Genomic DNA, 22,926 nt, shown 5'->3' with positions numbered 1-22,926 from the left:
CAAAAAAACTTTGCGACTCTGCGACTTTGCGAGATTTAAAATTTTTTTGCGCCTTAGTGCCTTAGCGGCAAAAAATACTTTATTTAAAATTCTTTAAAAAATCTTCTTTATAAGTTGGCGAAACTTCGATTTCGGTTCCGTCGTTTAAGGTAACAATACCGCCTTTGTTATACGATTTGACCACATTGATATTGATAATATGCGATTTATGAACGCGCATAAATGGCAGCGGCAAAATTTCTGAAAAGTGCTTTAAAAAACGGCAGACCATTTTTTTACTTCCATTATTCAGATATAAATCGGTAAAATTGCCGTTTCCTCTGAGTCGGATGATATCTTCCATTTTAACGACTTCAAAACCTTCTAAAGTCGGCAGAATCACCTGTTGTTTTTCTGGTTTTTGTTCGTGGAAATTTTCGACTATGATTTTATTTCTATTGAAGATTTCATGATTTAGAATTTGATGCTGGACTTTGTTTACCGCAACAATCAATTCTTCAATGCTGATTGGTTTCAGCAGATAATAAGCCGCACTTTGGTTTAACGCTTTCAATGAATATTCTGAAAAAGCGGTGACAAAAATGGTTTCAAACTGAAGATCTTTACACGCTTCTAAAACATCAAAAGCATTTCCGAAAGGCATTTCTACATCGAGAAAAACCAATTGTGGTTTAATTTCATGCAGTAACGGAACGGCTTCTTTGATATTCTGCGCTTCGCCGACAACCTCAACTTGCGGGCAATATTTGCTTAAATAATTTTTAAGTACTTCGCGCGCTGCCAATTCGTCTTCGACAATTACACTTTTTATCTTTTGGATTGTCATCATATTTTATCAATTAAAGGAAAAACAATCTGAACAATTGTTCCCGATTCTGGAGATTCTTTCTCCGAAATTGCAAACGAAATATCCTTTTTATACAATTCATTCAAAAGATCAATTCGCTCTTTTGTATTGTTCAAACCGCGCGATTCGTAGATTTTTTGATTGGTGGTTTTCAGTTCACGACTTTTGGTTAAACCAATTCCGTTGTCTTCAATAAAAACATTCATTTTTCTGTTTACATATTCAAAACGAAGTGACAGAAAACCTTTTTGTTCCAGATAACGCAGTCCGTGCCAGATAGCATTTTCGAGGTTCGGCTGAATAATCATATTCGGAACAAAAACTCTTTCGGCGTCAAGCGAATCATCAACTACAATTTCAAAATCAAATTTATCCTGAAAACGAAGATGTTCGAGATCCAGATACTTCTTCAATTGCTCGACTTCTTTATCTAACGAAATAAAATCTTTATTCGAGTTTTCCATCATATTCCGCATCAAATTCGAATACGAAGTCAGGTATTTATTGGCTTCCAACTCTTTGTTTTCGGCAATAAACTGATTAACGCTGTTTAAACTATTGAAAATAAAATGCGGATTCATTTCACGTCGAAGCGATTGCAAAGCGATTTCCTTGTTTTTTATTTTGATTGAATACAAAGCTTTTGCAATAAACGTAAACAACAGCAGCAACAAACCCACAGAAGCTAATAGAAAATAATTAAAAGTGTTTTTCTTTGAAATCAATTCGTCTTTTAAATCTTTCTCTTTTTCCAATTGTCGAATTTTATCTTCGGTAATTTGAAATGTTTTAGCATCAATAAGCGTTGTGTCGGACTTGATCAACTTTTCGAAATTATCAAAAAACTGTTCATACAACGCCATGCTTTGCTTGTCTTCGCCTTTTGTTTTGTAATATCTAATTAACGAAGACAAACTTTTTTTGGCTTCCGCCGAATTTCCTTTTTGAAAAGACAAATTATAGGCATTCTTTAAAGACGAAATGGCTTTTTCAGGTTCTTTCTTTTCAAAATAAAGCGTTGCCAAAGATTGCAGTTGTTTTATTTCGGTAGTGTAATCGTTATTGGTTTTGGCTTCTGCAAGCAGTTTTTCGTTGATCGCAAGTGCTTTGTCAAACTGATTGTCTTCTACATAAACTTTGGCGATTTCATTTTTGATTTTAACGACATCCTCTGGTTTATCTTTGGCGTAGACCAATGCTTTTTTATAACTTTCAATAGCCTCTTTTTTATCTTTTAGATCCAGCGAATTTTGTGCTTTCTGAACATAGGCTTCTTTAACTTCCTGACTTTTCTTTTCTCTTTTAAGCAATTCAATATTAGCATCCACATAATTGGTCTGGCTTGCTGGATCTGCCTGGTTTTTTAATCGGCTTGCATCGTTGAGATTGATTTTTTCTTCTGCTTCACTTTTTGACAAAGAACCCGCCGCTTCGTAATTTTTTATTGCCGCATTAAAGTCTTTTTGGTTTTCCTGCGCTTTAGCGAGATTTCTTGTGACGCGGGTTTTATCTTCGGCAAGTTTTAATTTGGTATAGGTATTTAAAGCTCTTTTGTAATATTCCTCCGCTTTGGCGTTATCGCCTTTCTCTAGAAATTCGTTGGCTAACTTTTCGTAATTGGCCGCAATTTTTGATTCATCGTTTTCATCCAATGATTTAGATAACTCCACGGCAGTTTTGCTAATCTTAGCTTTACTGCTTTTCTCCATTTTCTTTTCAGGAATTGCCTGCGCAATTATGCCCTGCGGAAACAAAAGCATTAAAAAAAACAGACTAAAACCAAGTAATAAATGACGTTTCACAATTAGAATATTTAGAAGTGTAAAGTAACTTAATTTCGAATTTCTATCCTATATCTTTCACCAAGTCAAACGGGCGGTTGACCCATTCTCCCAAAAATACGTTTTTTCAGTCAATAGATTTGCTTCGTAAACTCAAAAACAACGACCATGAAAAATCTATTCTACTTCTTTTCAGCATTATTAATTTCTCCATTTATGATTGGACAAGTTTCTGGAAATGTCAATTATCAAAATAAATATCAAACCAATAATACGATCGATGTCAATTTTCCTTCTCACGAAGGTATTGTGGCAAGTGTAAAAGGGCTTGCCAATGTTAAGGCTGATTCGTACACCGCAATTTTCAGTACCACGCAAACTGGCAAAACAACTAAAGAAGTCAATGAATTAATTGACCAAAGAATTACCAAATCGCTCACAGAAATCAAACTCAATAAAGGCGTTGAAACTTTCGTCGATATGATTTCGTTTGTTCCAGTTTATGAATATGAAGTCGAGAAAAAAGTCTTTAACCGTAAAACCTACAACGAAGTTCCAGTAGGATTTGAATTAAAGAAAAACATTCATATCAAATTCTCAGATCCTAATCAGCTCAATGATTTTATTTCGATTTTATCTAATTATGAAATTTATGATTTGGTTCGTGTTGATTATTTCTCCAATGCTTTAGAAACCATTAAAAAAGAAATGATGAACAAAGCAAAATTGCTGATTCAGGAAAAAATAAAAAACTACGAATTACTTCTTGGCGAGACATTTGCTAATGCCGAAAAAAGAATCGCCGATGATTTCGTTGTTAACTTACCTGTAGAAATGTACAACTCTTATGAGGCATATAACAGTTCTTCTTTAAACTTAAAAAAATCGGCAAACGTAAACCAAACCAATAAATCTACTACACTTTATTATCAGCCGGTTTTTAATAAAGAATTTGATTTTATAATAAATCCCGCTGTTTTAGAACCTGTTATTCAGGTGCAGTATGAAGTCAAAATTTTCATTAATAGAGAAAAAGAAAAGAAACAAACTGCAAAAACGGATAGAGAATATATTCTGGTTACTCCAAATGGCGATTTAAAGCCTATCAATGTCAACTCTTCAAAACCAGTGTATTAATAAAACGCACTATTTTGACGCGGATAAAACGGATTTGCTATCGCAAAGACGCGGATTTTAGATTCTATCGTAAATAAATCAGTTTTTATCTGCGTCTTTGCGATAGCAAATCCGTTTCATCAGTGTCGTAGTTATGCATTTTCAAATAACATCACCAATCGGGTTAATCCAAAAATCATTTCACCAAGTCAAAAGACCGTTTCACCCTTTGTCCAAAAAATGAGCTTTTTTAGTTTCTAAGTTTGATCTATAATCAATCAATTAAAACTAAAATTATGAAATCAAATCTTTTTATTTCTGCACTTTTCGCCGCTGTATTTTCTTTAGCTGGATGCAATTCGTCGAATGCAAAACCGAAACAAAATACAATTATCGAAAAACCGAATACTGCAAATACAACCAAAATTCAAGTGGCGCTTTTACTGGACACGTCAAGCAGTATGGACGGATTAATCGATCAGGCAAAATCAAGATTATGGGAAATTGTCAATACACTGACGACTTTAAAATACGAAGGAAAAACACCTGAAATCGAAATTGCTTTGTATGAATATGGCAATGACGGTTTGTCTGAAAGATCAAATTACATTAGACAAATAACTGCTTTATCGACAGATCTCGATTTGATTTCAGAAAAATTATTTGCTTTAAAAACAAATGGCGGCAGTGAATATTGCGGCGCTGTAATTCAAGACGCGACAAAAGAATTGAAATGGGCTCCGGAAAACAACAGCATGAAACTGATTTATATTGCTGGAAACGAAGAATTCAATCAGGGAAAAATCAGTTATAAAGAAGCGATCAGCAATGCTTTGAAAAATGATATTTATGTGAATACTATTTTTTGCGGGAACAAAACAGAAGGCATCAACACATTTTGGAAAGATGGCGCCGACCGCGGAAAAGGTAAATATTTCAACATCGATTCTGATAGAGCGGTTCAATATATTGCAACGCCTTATGACGATGAGATCACGAAATGCGATGAAAAAATGAACAAAACGTATATTAATTATGGCGCTAAAGGAGCAGAGAAAAAAATGAATCAGGTGATACAGGATCAGAATGCCAAAAAGGTTTCGAACGCCAATTATACGAATCGTGCGGTTAGTAAATCGAAAGCTGTTTATAAAAACGAAAGCTGGGATTTGGTTGACAAAGCAAAACAAGACCCGAATGCAATTGCCAAAATGAGAAAAGAAGAACTACCTGCTGAATTTAAAGACAAATCGGAAGCGGAGATTAAAGCAATCGTCACTGAGAAAACAAAAGAAAGAGAAGCGATTCAAAAAGAAATTGGTGTTTTGGCTAAAAAACGTCAGGAATACATTACTACTGAGGCTAAAAAAACAAAAAAGCAAGACGATTTGGGCAACACGATAAACAGTTCGATTGTGGCTTTTGCAAAAGTGAAAGGTTATACAGTTGAAAAACAATAACGCATTCCATTTCTAAATCAAATGAAAAAGACAATCTGTTTTATACTGTTTTTACTGATTCCGCTTATTTCTTTGAGCTGTGAAAACAAAAAGGAAAAACCGATAAAAGTCAAAAATTCAAAACCGATTTATTCCTACGAAGTGAAATTAAAAAGTGAGATTACTGAGATTAAGAGGTTTTTGGGGAAATCTCCGAAATACAATTCAGATGTAGTTTTCTTTTTAGATATGAAGATAGAATCTGGAAGGAATCGGTTTTTTGTTTATGACCTAAAAAACAACAAACTACTCAATAAAGGTTTGGTTGGACACGGTTCTGGCTCCGAAACTGGAATTCGCGGCGAATTGAAATTTAGTAATATTGAAAGTTCCAACTGTAGTTCGTTAGGTAAATATGCAATCGGCTATTCTTATTCTGGAAGCTTTGGAAAAGCCTACAAATTATACGGTTTAGACAAAACCAACAGTAATGCTTTTAACCGAAATATTGTTTTACACAAATATGTCGACATTCCGTTTGAAGAACAGCCCTACCCGATTTGCAATAGTTTGGGATGCCCGATGGTAAACGAAAAGTTTTTTGGTGTTCTTGAAAAACTCATTGACAGTTCTAAAAAGAAAATCATTTTGGTGATGTATTATTGATTTTTGCCGCAAAGGCACTAAGACACAAAGTTTTTTTGCTTCAGTTTGTGGTTTTAAACGCAAAGTTCGCAAAGATTTTACTCAAAGTATTTTTGCTTTAATTTATGTAGAGCAGACTCAAAGTTGGCAAAGCTTTGCGGATAACAACTCTGCAAACTTTGCGTTAAAATTGAACCGCACTAAGACACAAAGTTTGTTTTATATCACTCAGTTTTAAATCAACCTTAATAATCTGTATATTTCCCTTGTAATTTAAATTCAACCTTATGAATAAATCAATTCTATTCATCGCATTCTTAATCTGCGCTTTCGCGAATGCACAGAAACCCATTTTTACTACGGCAAAAGTAAAAGCTGCTACAGTATATTTTAATGCTGCCGAAATTTCGCAGACTGCCAACGCTGTGATTCCTGCTGGAACAAGCGAAATTGTGATTAAAAATGTAGCTTCTTATTTGAATGAAAGTTCGGTTCAAATTGGTGCGCCGGCAAATGTGACTGTTCTTTCGGTTCAGTTTACCAACAATTATATTTCAGAATTTGAAATTGATTATAAATCACCTGCCATAAAAAGAGTGAGTGATAGTATTACTATCGTTCAGAAAGAAATTCAGAAGGTAAACAATGCCATTAATTCTGAAAACAAAACCATGCAGCTGCTAGATAAAAACCAGCAGATTTCTGGAGCAAACTCTGGTTTGAATGTTGCTGAATTAATGAAGATGGTTGATTATTATAAAAACAAGCAAATTGAAATTGCCAACAATATCAATACACTAACTGACAAACAGAAAAAGCTGAATGAAACGCTTCAAAAATTAAATAACAAATTGGAAGTTGACACCAGCAAAGAAGAAAAAACATCTTCTGGAAAATTGATTGTTCAGGTTATGAATACTATTGCTGGGCCGGTTCCTTTGGAAATATCCTATTTAACTCAAAGTGCCTCTTGGGTACCGTTTTATGATCTGCGTACCGAAAGTGTAAACGCTCCAATCAATATGATGTACAAGGCGCAAGTAGTTCAAAACACAGGCATTGACTGGAAAAAAGTAAAATTGACACTTTCCAGCGGTTATCCAAATCAAAACAATCAGGCTCCTATATTAAGTTCTTGGTTTTTAAGAAACAATGTGAATTATGGTTATAATCAAAGAGCGGTAGCAAACCAAGTTCAAAGCACTGCTTATGGTGCAATGAGAGAGAAAAAAAGCGCTGATGCACCTGCACCTGTTATGGCTGAATCTTCAATTTCTGATTTTACAACCGTAACAGAAAACCAGTTGAATATCGCTTTTGATATAGACATTCCTTATGATATTTTATCGAATGGAAAAGTACACAGTGTATCTTTAAAAGAAATAAAACTTCCAGCTACTTATAAATATTATGCTGTTCCGAGATTAGAAAATGAAGCTTTTCTTCTTGCTGAAATTGCCGATTACAGCAAATACAATTTATTGCAAGGCGAAGCCAATATTATTTTTGAAGGCATGTATGTTGGTAAAACGTTTATTCAGCCAAATCAAACCAGCGATACTTTGAATTTAAGTATGGGTCGTGATAAAAAAGTTTCGATTAAAAGAGAAAAAGTGGCTGATAAATCGGGAACTAAGTTTTTATCTGCCAAAAAAGAACAAACTTTTACTTATGATATTACGGTTCGAAACAACAAAAAAGAAAATGTGGCGCTTTTACTTAAAGATCAATATCCGTTGACTACCAATAAAGAAATCGAAGTTGAATTGTTGCAAAGCGATTCGGCTAAAGTAAATCCTGAAACTGGAATCCTGACTTGGCAATTACAGTTGAAACCAAATGAAACCAAGAAAATTAGAATTAGTTACAGGGTAAAATATCCAAAAGATCAGGTTTTGAACTTATAGACAAATAGAATTTAAACACTAATTCCACAAATTAACACAGATCAATCCGTGAAAATTTGTGGAATTCGTGTTTATAAAACTTTGTGTCTTCGCGACGAAAAAAATTAAGGTGCAGGATCTGGAATTATCGCCTGAACTGCGTCAATTTCGGCTAAGATTTGTTTAGAAAGCACTACATCAATGGTGTCGATGTTTTCTTTTAATTGTTCTAAAGTTGTAGCACCAATAATCGCACTTGTTAAAAACGGCTGCGCCAAAACAAATCCCATTGCTAATTGTGTCAGCGTTAAACCATGTTTTTTAGCGATTTCCTGATACAATTTGGTTGCTTCGGTACATTGATCGCTATTGTAACGTTTGTATTGCGGAAAAAGGTTAATTCTCGCTTTTGGATGACTTTCGCCAGTTAAAAATTTTCCAGTCAAAACTCCGAAGGCCAAAGGGGAATATCCAAGTAAAGCAACATTTTCATATTTTGAAACTTCTGCGGAATTCACTTCAAACAAACGATTCAATAAAGAATACGGGTTTTGAACGGTTTTGATTCTTGGCAGATTGTTGTATTTGCTTTCTTCAAGCAGACGCATCATACCCCAGGCATTTTCATTAGAAACTCCAATGTGTTTAATTTTTCCTTCTTTGATTAATCCGTCGAAAGTTTCCAAGATTTCTCTAAAGTTATCTTCCCAAACATCATCATGTCCGTGAAAAGCACGCTGTCCGAAGTTATTGGTTTTACGTTCCGGCCAGTGCATTTGGTATAAATCGATATAATCGGTCTGAAGTCTTTTTAAACTTTGCTCAACCGCAAATTTGATACTCGCTGGAGAAAAGTCCAATTTCTCACGCATGTACCCAAAATTCGGATTGGGACCCGCAATTTTAGAAGCTAAAATCACTTTGTCGCGATTTCCTGATTTCTTAAACCAAGTTCCGATGATTTTTTCTGTGCTTCCGTAAGTTGCTTCACTTGCTGGTACCGAATACATTTCGGCAGTGTCAAAAAAGTTCACGCCTCTTTCAAGCGCATAATCCATTTGTTCGTGTCCTTCTGCTTCTGTATTCTGCTGTCCGAAAGTCATCGTTCCAAGACATATTTTTGAGACTTTTATATCAGTGTTGGGTAAAGTTGTGTAGATCATTTTTTTTAAAATAGGTTCAAAGTTGCAAAGAAGCAAAGGTACAAAGTGATTTTTCAAATTGAAAAATGACAAAGGTTAAAAAAAGTACAAGATTTTTATGCTCTCCTGCAAGGTTTCCAAAACCTTGTAGGTATTCGCATTTTCCAACTAAACCTACTTAAATCTAAAAGGTTTTGGAAACCTTGCAGGAAAAAAAAGGCTCAAAAGTAAAAACCTTTGAGCCTTTGTTCCTTTGTCATTATGAACCTTAATTAATACTATTCAACATCTCCGCAATTTCATCCAATCTTGGAGTTAAGATAATTTCGATTCTTCTATTTTTTGCTTTTCCTTCTGGAGTTGCGTTGCTTGCTAGTGGAGAAAATTCACTTCTTCCTGCTGCAGTTAATTTTTGTTTATTGATTTTTGGGTTTTCACTCAAAATCGCTACGATTGCTGTTGCTCTTTTTGTAGATAAATCCCAGTTGTTTGCAATTGGTCCAGAACCTGCATACGGATCATCATCTGTATGTCCTTCAATCAAAACAGAAAGATCTGGATTATCGCCTAAAACTTTTCCAAGTTCTGTAACCGCTTTTCTACCTTCAGTTCCTACAGCCCAGCTTCCTGAGTTGAAAAGTAATTTGTTTTCCATCGAAACGTATACTTTTCCGTTTTTGTGTTCCACTGTTAAACCTTTACCTTCAAAACCTGTTAAAGCTTTAGATAAAGTTTCTTTTAGTTTACGCATTGCTTCTTCTTTCGCAGCAATCATATCTTCCAATTCCTTCAAACGATTTGCCGTTTTATCTAAACGTGCCTGTTCTTCTGCAAGCGCTTTACCTTTTGCTTCTAACTGCGCTAATAACTCGCGGTTTTTAGCTAAATTTTTCTCTAATGCATCGTTACTGTTTTTTTCTAATGCATTATAAGAATCCTGTAAAACTTTGTATTTTTTTTGCTCAGCGACAAGATCAGCTTTTTGTTTTGCTAAATCATCTTTTGTGCTCGCTAATTCTTTGTTCAATTTATCGCGATCCAGTTCTAACTGATTTTTGTCTTTCTTCAAATTATCATTTTCGTCAGCTATAGAACGGTTTTCTTTCTTTAAATCAGAATATTTAGTTTCAAGATCATTGTAAATTTTCTTAGAAACACAGGACGTTGCAGACATTGCTAATACTAGCAATCCGATGGAGGCTTTTTTAATCATCTTTCTTTAATTTGGTTTTTTATTTTGGGGGCGTTTAACAATTCTACATTTTGGGTAAAAATTCCAAAATATAAAATCCAAATTCCAAAGGCTGGGATTTGGATTCAATATTGAAATTTAAACTTCATTTCCTTTTACAATAACAATACCAAACTTTAGTCAATCTCTACTAAAATAGGACAATGATCAGAATGTACGGCATCTGGAAGAATTACCGCACGTTTTAATCTTTTTTCTAAAGAATCAGCTACCAAATTATAATCGATACGCCATCCTTTATTATTTCCTCTTGCTCCAGCACGATAACTCCACCAAGAATAATGATGCGGTTCTTTGTTGAAATGACGGAAACTATCAATAAAACCAGATTTCATAAAAGTGTCCAGCCAAGCGCGTTCTTCCGGCAAAAATCCAGAGACCGTTTTGTTACGAACAGGATCATGAATATCAATCGCTTCGTGACAAATATTGTAATCACCACAAATAATCAAATTCGGAATCGTTACTTTTAATTCGTTGACATAGTTTTGAAAATCATCCATAAACATAAACTTATGATCGAGTCTTTCGATATTTGTCCCCGATGGAAGATAAAGACTCATTACAGAAACATCATCAAAGTCGGCGCGAAGATTTCTTCCTTCAAAATCCATATGATGAATCCCAGTTCCGAAAACTATATTATTGGGTTTTGTTTTAGAAAGAATTGCCACACCGCTATACCCTTTTTTGGTAGCAGGATAATAATATTGAAACGGATATCCTGCTGCAGTAATATCGTCTACAGGAATTTGATCCTGAGTCGCTTTGATTTCCTGAAGACAGATTACATCAGGATTTGCTTGTTGCAGCCACTCGATAAAACCTTTGTTTATCGCAGCTCGAATTCCGTTTACATTATAAGAAATAATTTTCATCATCGATTTTTTTAGGATTTCAAATGTAATAAAAAAGTGCAAAGTTTGTCTTGGAAACAATGAAAAGTAGAGTTTTTTGTTATCTTTGTTCGCTGTTCTAATAATTTAAAAGTAGTACATGGGTTTAGTTACCGCGAAAGAAGTTGCAAAAGCAATAAATGTTGAAAAGTACGGAGTTCTCGGTACGTTTTCTGGCTGGATTCTTATGAAGGTTCTTAAGATCTCGACCCTTAACAAAATTTATGACCGTAATAAACACTTGGAAGACCTGGCGTTTTTGAATGGAATTTTGGATGAGATGGAGATCAAATTCGAAATCCCTGAAGAAGACTTAAAACGTCTGCCAAAAGACGGTGCTTATATTACAATTTCTAATCATCCGCTTGGAGGAATTGACGGAATTTTGCTTTTGAAATTAATGCTTGAAAGAGAACCAAATTTCAAAATCATTGCCAACTTCTTGTTACACAGAATTGTTCCGATGAAAAAATACATTATGCCGGTTAATCCTTTTGAAAATCATAAGGATGCAAAATCGAGCGTAATTGGAATTAAAGAAACTTTACGTCATTTAAGTGACGGAAAACCATTAGGAATTTTTCCTGCCGGAGAAGTTTCTACTTATAAAGATGGAAAATTAGTTGTTGACAGACCTTGGGAAGAAGGCGCTCTGAAATTAATCAGAAAAGCAAAAGTGCCGGTTGTTCCGATTTACTTTCACGCCAAAAACAGTAAATTATTTTATTGGCTTTCTAAAATTGACGATACACTTCGAACTGCAAAATTGCCTTCTGAACTATTAACACAGAAAGACCGTGTGATTAAAGTTCGTATTGGAAAACCAATTTCTGTAAGTGAACAAAATGAAATTGAATCTTTTGAAGAATATTCTGAATTCTTAAGAAAGAAAACCTATATGCTTGCTAATCCGTTTGAAAAAGATACCAAACTGATTGATACTGCAAGTCTTAAAATACCAAAAGCGCCGAAAAAAATTGTTACTCCTGCCAACGAATCAAAAATGATTGATGAAGTTCAGGCTTTAAGAGATAATGATTCTAGATTTTTGCAGAGTAAAAATTACGAAGTTTTCTTTGCAAGCGCAAAACAAATTCCGAATATCATTCATGAAATTGGTCGTCTGCGCGAAATCACTTTCCGTGAAGTTGGCGAAGGAACGAATGAATCTATTGACTTAGATGAATACGATCAATATTATCACCATATGTTTTTATGGGATGATGAAACTAAGAAAATTGCCGGAGCTTACCGCATGGGATTAGGTTCTGAGATTTATCCAAAATATGGAATAGAAGGTTTTTATCTAACAGATCTTTTTAGATTCGAACCGGAACTTCACGATATGATGCATAAATCGATCGAAATGGGTCGTGCGTTTATCACTCGTGAATACCAACAAAAACCAATGCCTTTATTCTTGTTATGGAAAGGTATTATTCATACTACTTTACGTCATCCAGAACATAAATATTTAGTTGGCGGTGTAAGTATCAGTAATCAATTTTCTGATTTCTCAAAATCGTTGATGATTGAGTTTATGAAATCAAATTATTACGATCCGTATATTGCGCAATATATTCATCCGAAGAAAGCGTATAAAGTAAAATTAAAAGACGCCGATAAAGATTTTATCTTTGACGAAGCAGAATCTGATTTGAATAAATTTGATAAGATTATTGACGAATTGGAACCAGGAAATTTACGTTTACCTGTTTTAATTAAGAAATATATCAAGCAAAACGCAAGAGTTGTTGCATTTAACGTTGATCCGCTTTTTAACAATGCTATTGACGGTTTAATGTACATTAGAATTGCCGATATTCCAGAAAGCACCATGAAACCTGTTATTGAGGAGTTTCAGATTGAATTGGAAAAAAAACTCTCTGAAAAAGGAGATTTATAAATATCTTTAAAAACAAAAATCCCATTCAAAACTGAATGGGATTTTTTTATTACAATTTTTATTTAAAACTAGTTTATTCTCTACCAATTTCTTCTAAATCCTCTAACTGATTTTTTGGATCTTTACCATACTGGTTTGATCCTTTTTCGCCTTCAATACAGCATAAATATAAGTTATAAAACGGTATTAAAATAAACCACCATTCTTTACCGACATCATGCATTCTTCTTACTGCCACAGCAATACTTGGAAGCAGAACAGCCAAATTGTAAATATTTGCAATAACCACTAATTTAGGAGAAACTAATCCCGCTATAAAGCCTAAAACCATACTAATAATTACGTTTGCTAAAACGAACATCCAATATTCTCTTCTTCTAGCTCTTCCTTTAAAGTTTACGTAGTTTTCAAAAACTACTTTTTTGTACATTTCAATCATAATTAATTTTTTAAGTTATTTATCTTTTGGTTTTCATGCTTTAAGCACCATGCTTAATCTGCAATTTTACTAAGATTAAAAAAGACCAAGAAGCCAAAGAAGACACATTTGTATTAAAAAAAGATAAATATCCAGCAAAAAAAATCCCATTCATTTCTGAATGGGATTTTTAGATTATATTTTTTTGTCTTAAAACCAGCCTCTTTTACCAACTTGATACGTTTGATAAAACTCTTCATCGCTTTTGGTGAGATATATTATACCTTCAATAATTCCGATAATCCCGCCAATTCCGAACATAATTCCTAAAAGCAGCTGGATTATTCCCTCTTTAGTATATCCTAAATAAAACTTGTGAACACCTAAATAACCCAGTAAAATGGCAAGTATTCCAGCAATTACTTTCTTGTTGTCTTCCCGATAGCCCGGGTTATTCCAATCTTCTCTTTTTGTATTTTCCATAATCTTAATTTTTTATAATTCTTAAAATAGTACTCGAACAAAAAATCTAATTCTCAAAGAATCAAATTGTATTAAAACCAAATCGATTGACGCAATATAGCATCAAAAGAGTTATTACTGACAAAGAAAATTAATCTTATAAAATGATAAACCGCTAAAAAGAGCGCTAATCCGTATGCTAATTTTCTATTGTATAAAAGTCCTGCGAAATATTCTTTTTTAGTAATTAATTCTGTTACCAAAATAATTATGGATAAAACACAAAAAACAATTACAAAAGGTCCCAAAATGTGGTAACTTATTGATCTATATAAATCTCCTTGATAAAAGTAAACAAGTGATTTGGTGATACCGCATCCTGGACACGGAAAACCAGTAACCATTTTAAAAGGACAAAGGGATTGATCCGTTTCTAAGTGATTGTTGTGATTATCCAACATTAAAAAAAACGGAACTATCAGCGTTATAAGAGCGCCGATAATTCCGTAAATTTTACGTTTAGATTTGGTATTATTTATATAATCTGTTGATATCACCTTGAACGATCATTGCGGCAGCCATTGGAAAAAAGAATCCTAAAACAATCAACAAAGTAGATTGATCTTTTTGTAATTCTCCTGTTCTTTTATAAACTTCTGGTAACGCATCTTTACCAGCTAAATAATAAAAATAGATATTAACAGGCATACAACATCCTGCAAAAATTGCGATTGGCTGTGAGATTACTTCTCTTCCTGCTACAGCATTAAAAACTTCAGCAACTTTAATATTCCAATAAATTAAATACAGTCCACATGTTAAAAAACTAAAAAGTAAAACCATAATTGGATCAACTTTAAATTCCGGGATTGGATTGTTTGATACTTCTTTGAATTCCATTTTTATTAAATTATATTAAATTTAGTCCCTACTCTTTTTGGGATTTTCGGGTTCTCCTTATATTATTTTTTTTAACTATTGTAGCCCAACTTTTCCGATTTCACCTATTTCTTCGTGATCGTTCTTTGGATCTGGTCCGTATGCATTAGTTCCCTGATCTCCGTCAGTTACCATTAAAACAAAAAGCCAAATACCTCCAATTGCTGGAACTAACGCGATAAAATAAAACCAGCCGCTTTTTCCAACATCATGAAGTCTGCGCACTACAACACCCAATGTTGGAATCAATGTCGCTAAAGAATATATAATAAAAATAAAATAACTTATTCCAATTCCCGCGAAGCCATTGCCCAATATAGCACCCAAAACCCCGCCTAAGATAAAAAGAGAGATAAAAATAATAAACTGTGCAAGTGTAAACATCCAGTATTCACTTCTTCTAGCACGTCCTTTAAAGTTTGCGTAATTTTCAAAAACTACTTTCTTGTAATATTCAATCATAATTATTAAAACAGTTAATTATACCTACTCTTTTAGGATTTTCGGCTTCTCCTTATACTTATTTTTAAACTATTTCAGGTCAGCTTGCCCTATTTCATTAATTTCACTAAAATCATTTTTTGGATCTGGTCCGTATGCATTAGTTCCTTTATCACCTTCTGTACACAAAACGACAAGCAGCCAAATAGCACCTCCGATTGGAATAAGAACTACTAGAAAAAACCAGCCGCTTTTGCCCACATCGTGCAAACGTCTAACCAAAACAGCCAATCCTGGAAGAAAAACCAATAAGCTGTAAATCCCTCTCAAAATTCCAGTTTCTACCAGCATTCCGACTGACGAACCTATAAAAGTGTCGAAAATGGCTAGAATTACCGAAATAATAAGTGTCGCCAAGGTGTAAAACCAATATTCACTTCTTCTAGCACGGCCGCTAAAATTTGCGTAATTCTCAAAAACAACTTTCTTGTAATATTCAATCATAATTAATAAAACAGTTAAATTATTCCTACTCTTTTGGATTTTCGGCTTCTCCTTTTCTTTTAAAATTTTGTTAAATTGGCAGACAATATTAAAAAAAAATAACTTTATAAGCTAGCTTACAAAGTTATTTTTAAAGAAAATGCTTGTTATATAAAACTAAATTTCCGTAAAATCAAAAAAACAGGAATTATTCAATCAAATCGTTAATTTAATCTAAATAAAGAGTTTTTATTTTGTCAACTATTACCTGCGCTAAACGTTCGTGACTTTCAAAAGTCCATCCTGCGATATGCGGCGTAAGTAAAACATTCTTGGATTCTAACAGATATTGAAATGCTTCTGGGGTGTTTTTATCTTGAAAAAGTGTTTCAAACGAAAGTTTCTCATATTCCAAAACATCTAAACCTGCCCCTAGAACCTTTTTTTGCTTCATTGCTTCAACTAAATCCGCTGTAACGATATTTTTACCGCGAGAGGTATTTATGATCCAAAATGGCTTTTTAAATGCGTTTATAAATTTAGCATCGACCATTTTGTCTGTTTCTGGAGTCCAAGGAAGATGTAAACTTAAGACATCTGCTTTCTCTTGAAGTTCGGCAAGAGAAACTTGAGCGGCATTTTCATCCCCAACATTTTCTAAAATATCATAACACAAAACTTCGCTTTCAAAACCTCGCAGCTTTTTAGCAAACGCTTTTCCCATGTTTCCGTACCCGATAATTCCAACCGTTTTTAAATCTAATTCGTGTCCGCGGTTGCTTTCACGATTCCATTGCCCAGCTTTTACTTCGGCATCAGCCTGATTTAAATTATTAAACAAAGATAAAATCACACCTAAAGAATGTTCTGCAACAGCGTTGCGATTACCTTCTGGTGCTGCAATAAGATGAATTCCTTTCGCTAAAGCATACTCACAATTAATACTTTCCAAACCTGCGCCGACTCTTGCAATAAATTGCAACTTTGTTGCTTTATCTAAAAAGGCTTTATCTATTTTAAATCGGCTTCGAATTACAATTCCGTTGTAGTCTTGAATTTTTGCTTCAATTTCTTCTTTTGAAGATTTAAAATCGGCATGATTTTCAAAACCTGCTTCTTCTAATTGATTCCAAAGAATGGGATTATTGCTGTCTATATGAAGAATTTTTACACTCATTTTTATTGAATTTTATTATCTAACAAAAATACGGTAATTCTGAAATGCTGTGTAATCTTTGCCATAAATTTTAAATGCAAAGTACCGCTTAACGTCATATCAAAATTTTTTATTGCTCAGATTTTTTCTAACTTTGAATAAGTCGCGTTTTTTCGATTCAAAATCTTCAGAATAATTCCAATGAAATTAACTAAAACCTTTAAAGCCTTTTTTGAAAACGAGAAATCGGGCGGTATTATCTTGCTTTTTGTTACGATTTTATCACTCTATCTTGCCAATTCGACTTTTCAGGCGCCTTATATTTCATTTTGGGAAAAACAAATTGCAGGTCACTCTTTAACTCATTGGATCAATGATGGATTAATGACGATCTTTTTTCTTTTAATCGGATTAGAATTGGAACGAGAAATATACCACGGCGAATTATCAAATTTAAAAAATGCCTCTTTACCAATAATGGCCGCTTTTGGCGGTATGCTCGTTCCTGCTGGGATATTTCTGGCTTTAAATTTTGGAACGGCAACACAAAACGGAGCCGGAATTCCGATGGCTACAGATATTGCTTTTGCAATCGGGATTTTATCGCTTCTCGGCAACAAAGTTCCTGCATCGCTAAAAGTTTTCTTGACCGCTTTGGCTGTTATTGATGATTTGGGCGCAATTATCGTTATTGCTATTTTTTATACCACTTCAATTTCATTTTTAAATCTTGGAATTGCTTTAGGAATCTGGGCTCTTTTGTTTATTTTAAATCGAATGAAAATTCACAATCTGATTCCTTATCTCATCGGAGGCGCTCTTATGTGGTATTTTATGCTGAATTCTGGTGTTCACGCCACTATAACGGGAGTTATTTTAGCCTTTGTTATTCCGTTTGGCGACGGTAGTGAGAAAACCTCTTCTTATAGATTACAGCATCTTTTACATCAGCCTGTTGCTTTTTTTATACTCCCTTTGTTCGCTGTTGCTAATACTTGTCTTCCGATTAGTTCTAATTGGCATTCAGAATTAAGTCATCCCAATACTTTAGGAATTATTCTCGGCCTCGTAATAGGAAAACCACTCGGAATCGTTCTTTTTTCTTCTGTGGGTATAACAGCTGGTTTATGCACTTTGCCCAAAAACTTAAGATGGACTCATATTTTGGGCGCTGGAATGCTTGGCGGAATCGGTTTTACAATGTCCATTTTTATCACAGTTTTAGCTTTTAAAGATCCTCAAATTATTGTCTTTTCAAAAATTGCAATTCTTATCGCTTCTTTCTTAGCAGGGATTATCGGTTTTTTATACTTAAAATATATTCTCAACAAAAACCCACAAATTGTATCAGATGAAGAATAACGGCTTACTACAGCACTTTTTTATTGTATTGATTTTAACTACTGTCGTCTCATGCAATAAAAAGACAGAAAGTTTACCCAAATCAACAATTGAAAAGTCAGTTACAGAAGTTCCCGTTTCAGATACAATCTCAAATACTATTTCCACAACAGATCCTATCGAAGGAACATACACAACCAAAGAGTGTGGAATCTCGCTCATTATTTCAAAAACCAAAACAGACTATAAATATGTTTTAAAAACTAAACTTAGGACATTAAAAGGAAAAGCTGTTTTATCTAAAAACAATTCTGGCGAAAAATACATTTCACTAGAAGGAATAAAATGGGACGAATACGAAGGCGACATCAGCAATGAAGACGAAAGCGATTCAACAGCAGATTCACAAACCAAAAAAGATCTTGAAATTCCTGTCGGAATTGATGCTTTGTATTTAAAAGACACTTTAACCATTCAGAATTATGGTAATTCGATGAATTATTATACCAAGATTTCGGAGTGTGGTTTGAAGTATATACAATTAGTCAAAAAGTAAATTCGAAATTCCAACAGTCTCTATTTTTAAAAATCCATGAAAAGAATCAGGCTTATACTTACCGTTTCCATCGGCTTAATTACCTTTCTCTTAGGAGTAATTTTCTACCAAATAAAAACGCATCCTTATCCTGTAAATGAATTTTACTGTCAAATTCCTGTTCCCTTTTGCGGAACATCAAATCCAGATTTAACAGAAGATGGGATAAAAGGAAAAGAAATTTTCAATTCAAACTGTGCTGCCTGTCACAAACTTGATGCAAAAAGCACAGGTCCTGCTCTTCGCAATGTAGATTCGCTTGTATTTGTAAAATGGATTATAAATAAAAACTACAAAATCGACAGCACTAAAATTGAAAAGCTGGGAATCGAATTTCACAGAGCAAAGTTTATAGATCACGTAACCACAAAAGACTTGACTTTAATTATTGCTTATTGTTCTAGCAGTCGTTATTAATTAAAACAAAAATCCCAAATCCCAACTAAAAATTGGAATTTGGGATTTCAAAATATTGGATTTTTTACTTTAATAATCCCTTAATCTGTTTCAAAGAAGTTTTGATTCCTTTAATCAATGAAGAGCTGAAACCATTGTGTTCCATTTCATTTAAACCAACAATTGTACAACCTTGCGGTGTCGTTACGCGGTCTATTAATTGTTCTGGATGCACTCTTTCTTCTAAAAGCATTTTTGCCGCTCCTTTTACGGTTTGTGCCGCAATTGCTAAAGCAGTATTGGAATCAAAGCCAATTTCGATTCCTGCCTGCATAGAAGCACGAATATAACGCAATGCATAAGCTGTTCCGCACGCGCCTAAAACTGTTGCTGCATCCATCAATTTTTCGTCGATTACAGGAGCCGTTCCTAAATCCTGGAATAAGTCAACAATTGGCGATGCATTTGCTGCATATTTTTCTGGAAAAGAAATACAAGTTGCCGATTCTCCAAACTGTGCCGCGATATTTGGCATAATGCGAACAACTGGATATTCGTAATTTGTTTTTTCTTGAAGCATATCCAAAGACAAACCGCTTACTGCAGAAGCGATAGTTTTGTTTTGAATGATTGGCAGAATTTCAGCTAAAACAGTATCGACCTGATACGGTTTTATCGTTAAAATCACTACATCTGCTTCTTGAATATTATGTTTGTTGTCAGACGAAACCGTAATTCCATATTCAGATAAATACTGAATACTTCCTATGTTTCTTCTTGTAACGGTTACTTGATTATTTTTTGAAAATTTAGCTATTCCCAGGGCAATGGAAACTCCAAGATTTCCTCCTCCGATAATGTGTACTTTCATTTTGACTGGCTTTAATTATTTGAAACTGATTATACAGTATATTTTCCGCACACAAATTACGCAGATTTTAGAGATCTAAAATCACGGTAATTCATCAATTTGTGGCAAAAATCTAAAAACCTAGGATTAATTTGGCTACTGTAAAATACAGCATAATACCAAATACATCATTTGTAGTCGTGATAAATGGACCTGTTGCGATTGCGGGGTCGATTTTATTTTTATTTAGGAAAAGCGGCACTAAAGTTCCAAGAGTAGCAGCAAAAAGAATTACAACTATCATGGAAATCGAAATAGCGAAACCTACTAAATACTGCTGATACATTATAGAATGATAACCCAAAAGAAGTAATGAAATAATACTTCCAGAAATCATAGAAACGGTAAGTTCTTTTGTAAAATAAGCACGGCTGAATTCTTTCAGCGTTCCATTGGCTAAACCTTGCACTACAATTGCAGAAGCCTGAACACCAATATTTCCTGCTGTTGCAGAAAGTAAAGGCACGAAAATAATTAGAGTTGAATATTTTTGAAAAGTTCCTTCGTTTCCTTTCAAAACAAAAGAAGCAACAATCTCAATCACCATTCCGATCAAAAGCCACGGAAGACGCGCTTTTGTTAGTTCATAAACGCTGTCATTCGATTCAACGTCCTGCGTAATACCCGCAGCTAACTGGTAATCTTTGTCAGCTTCTTCTTTTATTACGTCTACGATATCGTCAATGGTAATTCTTCCGACCAAACGACCAAGTTCGTCTACAACTGGAATTGCCTCCAAATCGTATTTCTGCATGATACGCGCCACCTCAACATCTTCGGTATCAACATTTACAAAATTTAATTTTCTGATGTAAACTTCGCCGATTTGGGTTTTGGTTGAAGAAGTCAATAAATCTTTTAGTGATAACCTGCCTTTTAATCTATTTTCGTCATCAACGACGTAAATAGAATGAACTCTCGAAACATTTTCTGCCTGAATACGCATTTCTTTCACGCAGGTTAAAACATTCCAGTTTTCATTTACTTTTACAAGCTCTTTTCCCATCAAACCACCGGCGGTGTTTTCGTCATAACGCAAAAGATCAACAATATCTTTGGCGTGTTCAACGTCGATCATTTCGGAGATTACTTCTGCTTTGATTTCCTGAGAAAGTTCCGCGATAATATCGGCAGCATCATTAGTCTCAAGTTCATCAAGCTCTTCGGCAATTTCTTTTGGAGAAAGTCGGCTTAAGATATTTTCACGAAGGTCTTCTTCTAATTCAAGAAGAATTTCTGCTGTTTTATCACTATCTAAAACCTTGAAAATGTAGGTAGCTTCGTCAAAATCTAATTCTTCTAAGATTTCGGCAATATCCGCGTGGTGAAGATCATTAAGTAAAACTTCAAGTTCGTTGTCGTTTTTCTTATTGATTAATTCTTCTAACTGGTGTATAAATTCCTTACTAACTTTGAACTCCATCGGTTTCTATTTTTTGAGTTAGTTCAATAAATTCATCAACGCTAAGCTGTTCTGGACGTTTATCAAAGATAGTGTCTTCTCGCAGTTTATCAGATAAATTTAATGTTTTCAAACTGTTACGTAATGTTTTTCGTCTCTGCTGAAAAGCGGTTTTTACAACCGTAAAAAACAACTTTTCACCACAAGGAAGACTGTAATCTTCCTTTCGGGTCATTTTCATCACACCCGATTTAACCTTGGGCGGAGGAATAAAAACATTTTCGTCTACAGTAAACAAATACTCAGTATCATAGAAAGCCTGGGCTAAAACGGATAAGATTCCGTAAGCTTTGGAGCCTTTTTTCTCGCAGATTCGCTCTGCAACTTCCTTCTGGAACATTCCAGAAAACTCTGGAATCTGATCTCTAAATTCTAATGTTCTAAAAACAATTTGTGTAGAGATATTATAAGGGAAGTTACCAATAATAGCGAACTGCTTATTTTCGTAAACTTGGTTTATATCATATTTCAGGAAGTCTTCTGAAATAATTTTGTCTTTTAACTTTGGATAGTTAGCATCCAAATACGCAACAGATTCCGTATCAATCTCGATTACTCGAGTTATAATTGGCTTTTCAAGTAAGTATTTAGTAAGCACACCCATTCCTGGTCCTATTTCTAAAACCTCTTCATATCCTTTTAGACTTAAAGTATCTGCAATAGCTTTTGCGATACTTTCGTCTTTAAGAAAGTGCTGTCCTAAATGTTTTTTGGCTTTTACTTTTTCCATTTTCTTCCTTGTTTGCCACGAGGCTGCAAAAGTATTGTTTTTTATTGGAAAGGCTTGAAGACTTTTAATTTTTTTTGCCGCAAAGGCTCAAAGAGGCAAAGTTTTTATTCTTTTCTCTCGATTACAATAATAAAATTATCCTTATTCTTATCAACTCGATTCTTTACAGGAAATCTACTGATTCGCTCACTAAGCTTAAGAAAACTACGCACACGTTCAGCGCCAGACAACTTCAAAAAGTCTTCTTGTTGCTGTCTATTACTCTCTTCTTTTGTTTGAAATCGAATTTCCATAGATTTTCATTTTTTTAATTTAACGCTGAACGTTAAAAAATCAGTGTTCAGAAATAACCTCTAATTCCGTTCTAAAAGAAAGCATTTTATCAGCAAATAAACCTAAAGCTTCTCTGTGAAATTCTGGTTCGTCTTCAATATAAAACTTGTCTAAAGTTTCTTTGCTGTCTGTAACGTATTGTGTAGAATACGTAATCCCTCCCATTTCTTCTTCAACTAGAACTTTTACAATTCGTGCTGATGAAAATTTCTGAGTTGCCAGAATTTCTGGAATATGTTTTTCCTGCATCCATTTTAACCATTGGTCGTGAACGCTTTCGTGTATATTGGTGGTAACGTTGTATATAATCATTTTTTTTGATTTTAGATTTTAGATTTTAGATTTCAGAC

The 22,926-nt window shown here is 34.1% G+C and carries 25 protein-coding genes; 8 read left to right on the top strand and 17 right to left on the bottom strand.

Annotated features, from left to right (window positions below; all coding sequences use genetic code 11):
• Positions 1-79: 79 nt before the first annotated feature.
• Positions 80-829, bottom strand: a complete 750-nt coding sequence (locus ACFSC2_RS04850) for a LytR/AlgR family response regulator transcription factor (RefSeq protein ID WP_379817535.1) — start codon at positions 827-829, stop codon at positions 80-82.
• A complete protein-coding gene (locus tag ACFSC2_RS04845; RefSeq protein WP_379817536.1) occupies positions 826-2,649 on the bottom strand; it encodes a tetratricopeptide repeat-containing sensor histidine kinase in 1,824 nt (607 codons plus the stop codon). Before ACFSC2_RS04845 ends, ACFSC2_RS04850 begins: the two co-directional genes overlap by 4 nt.
• A gap of 147 nt (positions 2,650-2,796) precedes the next feature.
• Here ACFSC2_RS04845 and ACFSC2_RS04840 point away from each other — a divergent pair, with 147 nt between their 5' ends.
• From ACFSC2_RS04840 to ACFSC2_RS04825, 4 genes are all read left to right on the top strand, one after another.
• Entirely contained in the window at positions 2,797-3,765 is a 969-nt protein-coding gene (locus ACFSC2_RS04840; protein ID WP_379817537.1) for an SIMPL domain-containing protein, read from the top strand.
• A gap of 275 nt (positions 3,766-4,040) precedes the next feature.
• Positions 4,041-5,204, top strand: coding sequence for a VWA domain-containing protein (locus ACFSC2_RS04835; RefSeq protein WP_379817538.1), 1,164 nt, complete (start codon positions 4,041-4,043; stop codon positions 5,202-5,204).
• A 21-nt stretch (positions 5,205-5,225) separates the two neighbouring features.
• The gene (locus tag ACFSC2_RS04830; protein WP_379817540.1) at positions 5,226-5,849 is read left to right on the top strand and encodes a murein L,D-transpeptidase catalytic domain-containing protein; all 624 of its coding nucleotides are present in this window, start codon (positions 5,226-5,228) and stop codon (positions 5,847-5,849) included.
• A 266-nt stretch (positions 5,850-6,115) separates the two neighbouring features.
• On the top strand, positions 6,116-7,735 hold the full coding sequence (locus ACFSC2_RS04825; protein ID WP_379817541.1) for a DUF4139 domain-containing protein: 1,620 nt from the start codon (positions 6,116-6,118) through the stop codon (positions 7,733-7,735).
• 104 nt (positions 7,736-7,839) lie between these two features.
• On the opposite strand, the gene ACFSC2_RS04820 is transcribed toward ACFSC2_RS04825, so the two are convergent.
• The 3 genes from ACFSC2_RS04820 to ACFSC2_RS04810 form a co-directional block, all read right to left on the bottom strand.
• Entirely contained in the window at positions 7,840-8,877 is a 1,038-nt protein-coding gene (locus ACFSC2_RS04820; protein WP_379817542.1) for an aldo/keto reductase, read from the bottom strand.
• 247 nt (positions 8,878-9,124) lie between these two features.
• Positions 9,125-10,069 carry an OmpA family protein gene (locus ACFSC2_RS04815; RefSeq protein ID WP_379817543.1) on the bottom strand — a complete coding sequence of 315 codons (945 nt, stop codon included), beginning with the start codon at positions 10,067-10,069 and terminating at the stop codon, positions 9,125-9,127.
• Positions 10,070-10,224: 155 nt separating this feature from the next.
• Positions 10,225-10,986, bottom strand: a complete 762-nt coding sequence (locus ACFSC2_RS04810) for an exodeoxyribonuclease III (protein ID WP_379817544.1) — start codon at positions 10,984-10,986, stop codon at positions 10,225-10,227.
• Positions 10,987-11,104: 118 nt separating this feature from the next.
• Here ACFSC2_RS04810 and ACFSC2_RS04805 point away from each other — a divergent pair, with 118 nt between their 5' ends.
• A complete protein-coding gene (locus ACFSC2_RS04805; protein WP_379817545.1) occupies positions 11,105-12,910 on the top strand; it encodes a GNAT family N-acyltransferase in 1,806 nt (601 codons plus the stop codon).
• Between the two features lie 73 nt (positions 12,911-12,983).
• Here ACFSC2_RS04805 and ACFSC2_RS04800 read toward each other — a convergent pair whose 3' ends face one another.
• From ACFSC2_RS04800 to ACFSC2_RS04770, 7 genes are all read right to left on the bottom strand, one after another.
• Positions 12,984-13,349 (bottom strand): DUF805 domain-containing protein, encoded by a 366-nt coding sequence (locus ACFSC2_RS04800; RefSeq protein ID WP_379817547.1) that lies wholly within the window; start codon positions 13,347-13,349, stop codon positions 12,984-12,986.
• A 189-nt stretch (positions 13,350-13,538) separates the two neighbouring features.
• A complete protein-coding gene (locus tag ACFSC2_RS04795) occupies positions 13,539-13,811 on the bottom strand; it encodes a TM2 domain-containing protein (protein ID WP_379817548.1) in 273 nt (90 codons plus the stop codon).
• 71 nt (positions 13,812-13,882) lie between these two features.
• On the bottom strand, positions 13,883-14,347 hold the full coding sequence (locus ACFSC2_RS04790) for a DUF2752 domain-containing protein (protein ID WP_379817549.1): 465 nt from the start codon (positions 14,345-14,347) through the stop codon (positions 13,883-13,885).
• Complete coding sequence (locus tag ACFSC2_RS04785; protein ID WP_379817550.1) at positions 14,322-14,690, bottom strand: DUF4234 domain-containing protein; 369 nt, start codon at positions 14,688-14,690, stop codon at positions 14,322-14,324. Before ACFSC2_RS04785 ends, ACFSC2_RS04790 begins: the two co-directional genes overlap by 26 nt.
• A 75-nt stretch (positions 14,691-14,765) precedes the next feature.
• A complete protein-coding gene (locus ACFSC2_RS04780; protein WP_379817551.1) occupies positions 14,766-15,191 on the bottom strand; it encodes a DUF805 domain-containing protein in 426 nt (141 codons plus the stop codon).
• 69 nt (positions 15,192-15,260) lie between these two features.
• Positions 15,261-15,674: a DUF805 domain-containing protein gene (locus ACFSC2_RS04775; protein WP_379817552.1), complete on the bottom strand. Its 414-nt coding sequence runs from the start codon at positions 15,672-15,674 to the stop codon at positions 15,261-15,263.
• 208 nt (positions 15,675-15,882) lie between these two features.
• The gene (locus ACFSC2_RS04770; RefSeq protein ID WP_379817553.1) at positions 15,883-16,830 is read right to left on the bottom strand and encodes a 2-hydroxyacid dehydrogenase; all 948 of its coding nucleotides are present in this window, start codon (positions 16,828-16,830) and stop codon (positions 15,883-15,885) included.
• 180 nt (positions 16,831-17,010) lie between these two features.
• Here ACFSC2_RS04770 and nhaA point away from each other — a divergent pair, with 180 nt between their 5' ends.
• From nhaA to ACFSC2_RS04755, 3 genes are read left to right on the top strand one after another with little or no spacing between them, the layout of a single operon-like run.
• Positions 17,011-18,171: a Na+/H+ antiporter NhaA gene (gene nhaA / locus ACFSC2_RS04765; protein WP_379817554.1), complete on the top strand. Its 1,161-nt coding sequence runs from the start codon at positions 17,011-17,013 to the stop codon at positions 18,169-18,171.
• Positions 18,161-18,706 carry a hypothetical protein gene (locus tag ACFSC2_RS04760; RefSeq protein WP_379817555.1) on the top strand — a complete coding sequence of 182 codons (546 nt, stop codon included), beginning with the start codon at positions 18,161-18,163 and terminating at the stop codon, positions 18,704-18,706. Before nhaA ends, ACFSC2_RS04760 begins: the two co-directional genes overlap by 11 nt.
• 36 nt (positions 18,707-18,742) lie before the next feature.
• Entirely contained in the window at positions 18,743-19,162 is a 420-nt protein-coding gene (locus ACFSC2_RS04755; protein WP_379817556.1) for a c-type cytochrome, read from the top strand.
• Positions 19,163-19,226: 64 nt separating this feature from the next.
• Here the strand turns inward: ACFSC2_RS04755 and proC are convergent, their stop codons facing one another.
• The 5 genes from proC to ACFSC2_RS04730 all read right to left on the bottom strand — a co-directional run bounded on the left by proC (position 19,227) and on the right by ACFSC2_RS04730 (position 22,888).
• Positions 19,227-20,012: a pyrroline-5-carboxylate reductase gene (proC, locus tag ACFSC2_RS04750; protein WP_379817557.1), complete on the bottom strand. Its 786-nt coding sequence runs from the start codon at positions 20,010-20,012 to the stop codon at positions 19,227-19,229.
• A 112-nt stretch (positions 20,013-20,124) separates the two neighbouring features.
• Positions 20,125-21,474, bottom strand: coding sequence for a magnesium transporter (gene mgtE, locus ACFSC2_RS04745; RefSeq protein WP_379817558.1), 1,350 nt, complete (start codon positions 21,472-21,474; stop codon positions 20,125-20,127).
• Positions 21,458-22,243 carry a 16S rRNA (adenine(1518)-N(6)/adenine(1519)-N(6))-dimethyltransferase RsmA gene (gene rsmA, locus ACFSC2_RS04740; RefSeq protein WP_379817559.1) on the bottom strand — a complete coding sequence of 262 codons (786 nt, stop codon included), beginning with the start codon at positions 22,241-22,243 and terminating at the stop codon, positions 21,458-21,460. Before rsmA ends, mgtE begins: the two co-directional genes overlap by 17 nt.
• A gap of 104 nt (positions 22,244-22,347) precedes the next feature.
• The gene (locus ACFSC2_RS04735) at positions 22,348-22,536 is read right to left on the bottom strand and encodes a hypothetical protein (RefSeq protein WP_379817560.1); all 189 of its coding nucleotides are present in this window, start codon (positions 22,534-22,536) and stop codon (positions 22,348-22,350) included.
• 40 nt (positions 22,537-22,576) lie between these two features.
• A complete protein-coding gene (locus ACFSC2_RS04730; protein WP_289878987.1) occupies positions 22,577-22,888 on the bottom strand; it encodes a DUF4286 family protein in 312 nt (103 codons plus the stop codon).
• Positions 22,889-22,926 lie beyond the last annotated feature (38 nt).

Source organism: Flavobacterium artemisiae (assembly GCF_042678225.1).
GTDB lineage: Bacteria > Bacteroidota > Bacteroidia > Flavobacteriales > Flavobacteriaceae > Flavobacterium > Flavobacterium artemisiae.
This window is presented reverse-complemented; position numbering and strand designations above follow the sequence as displayed.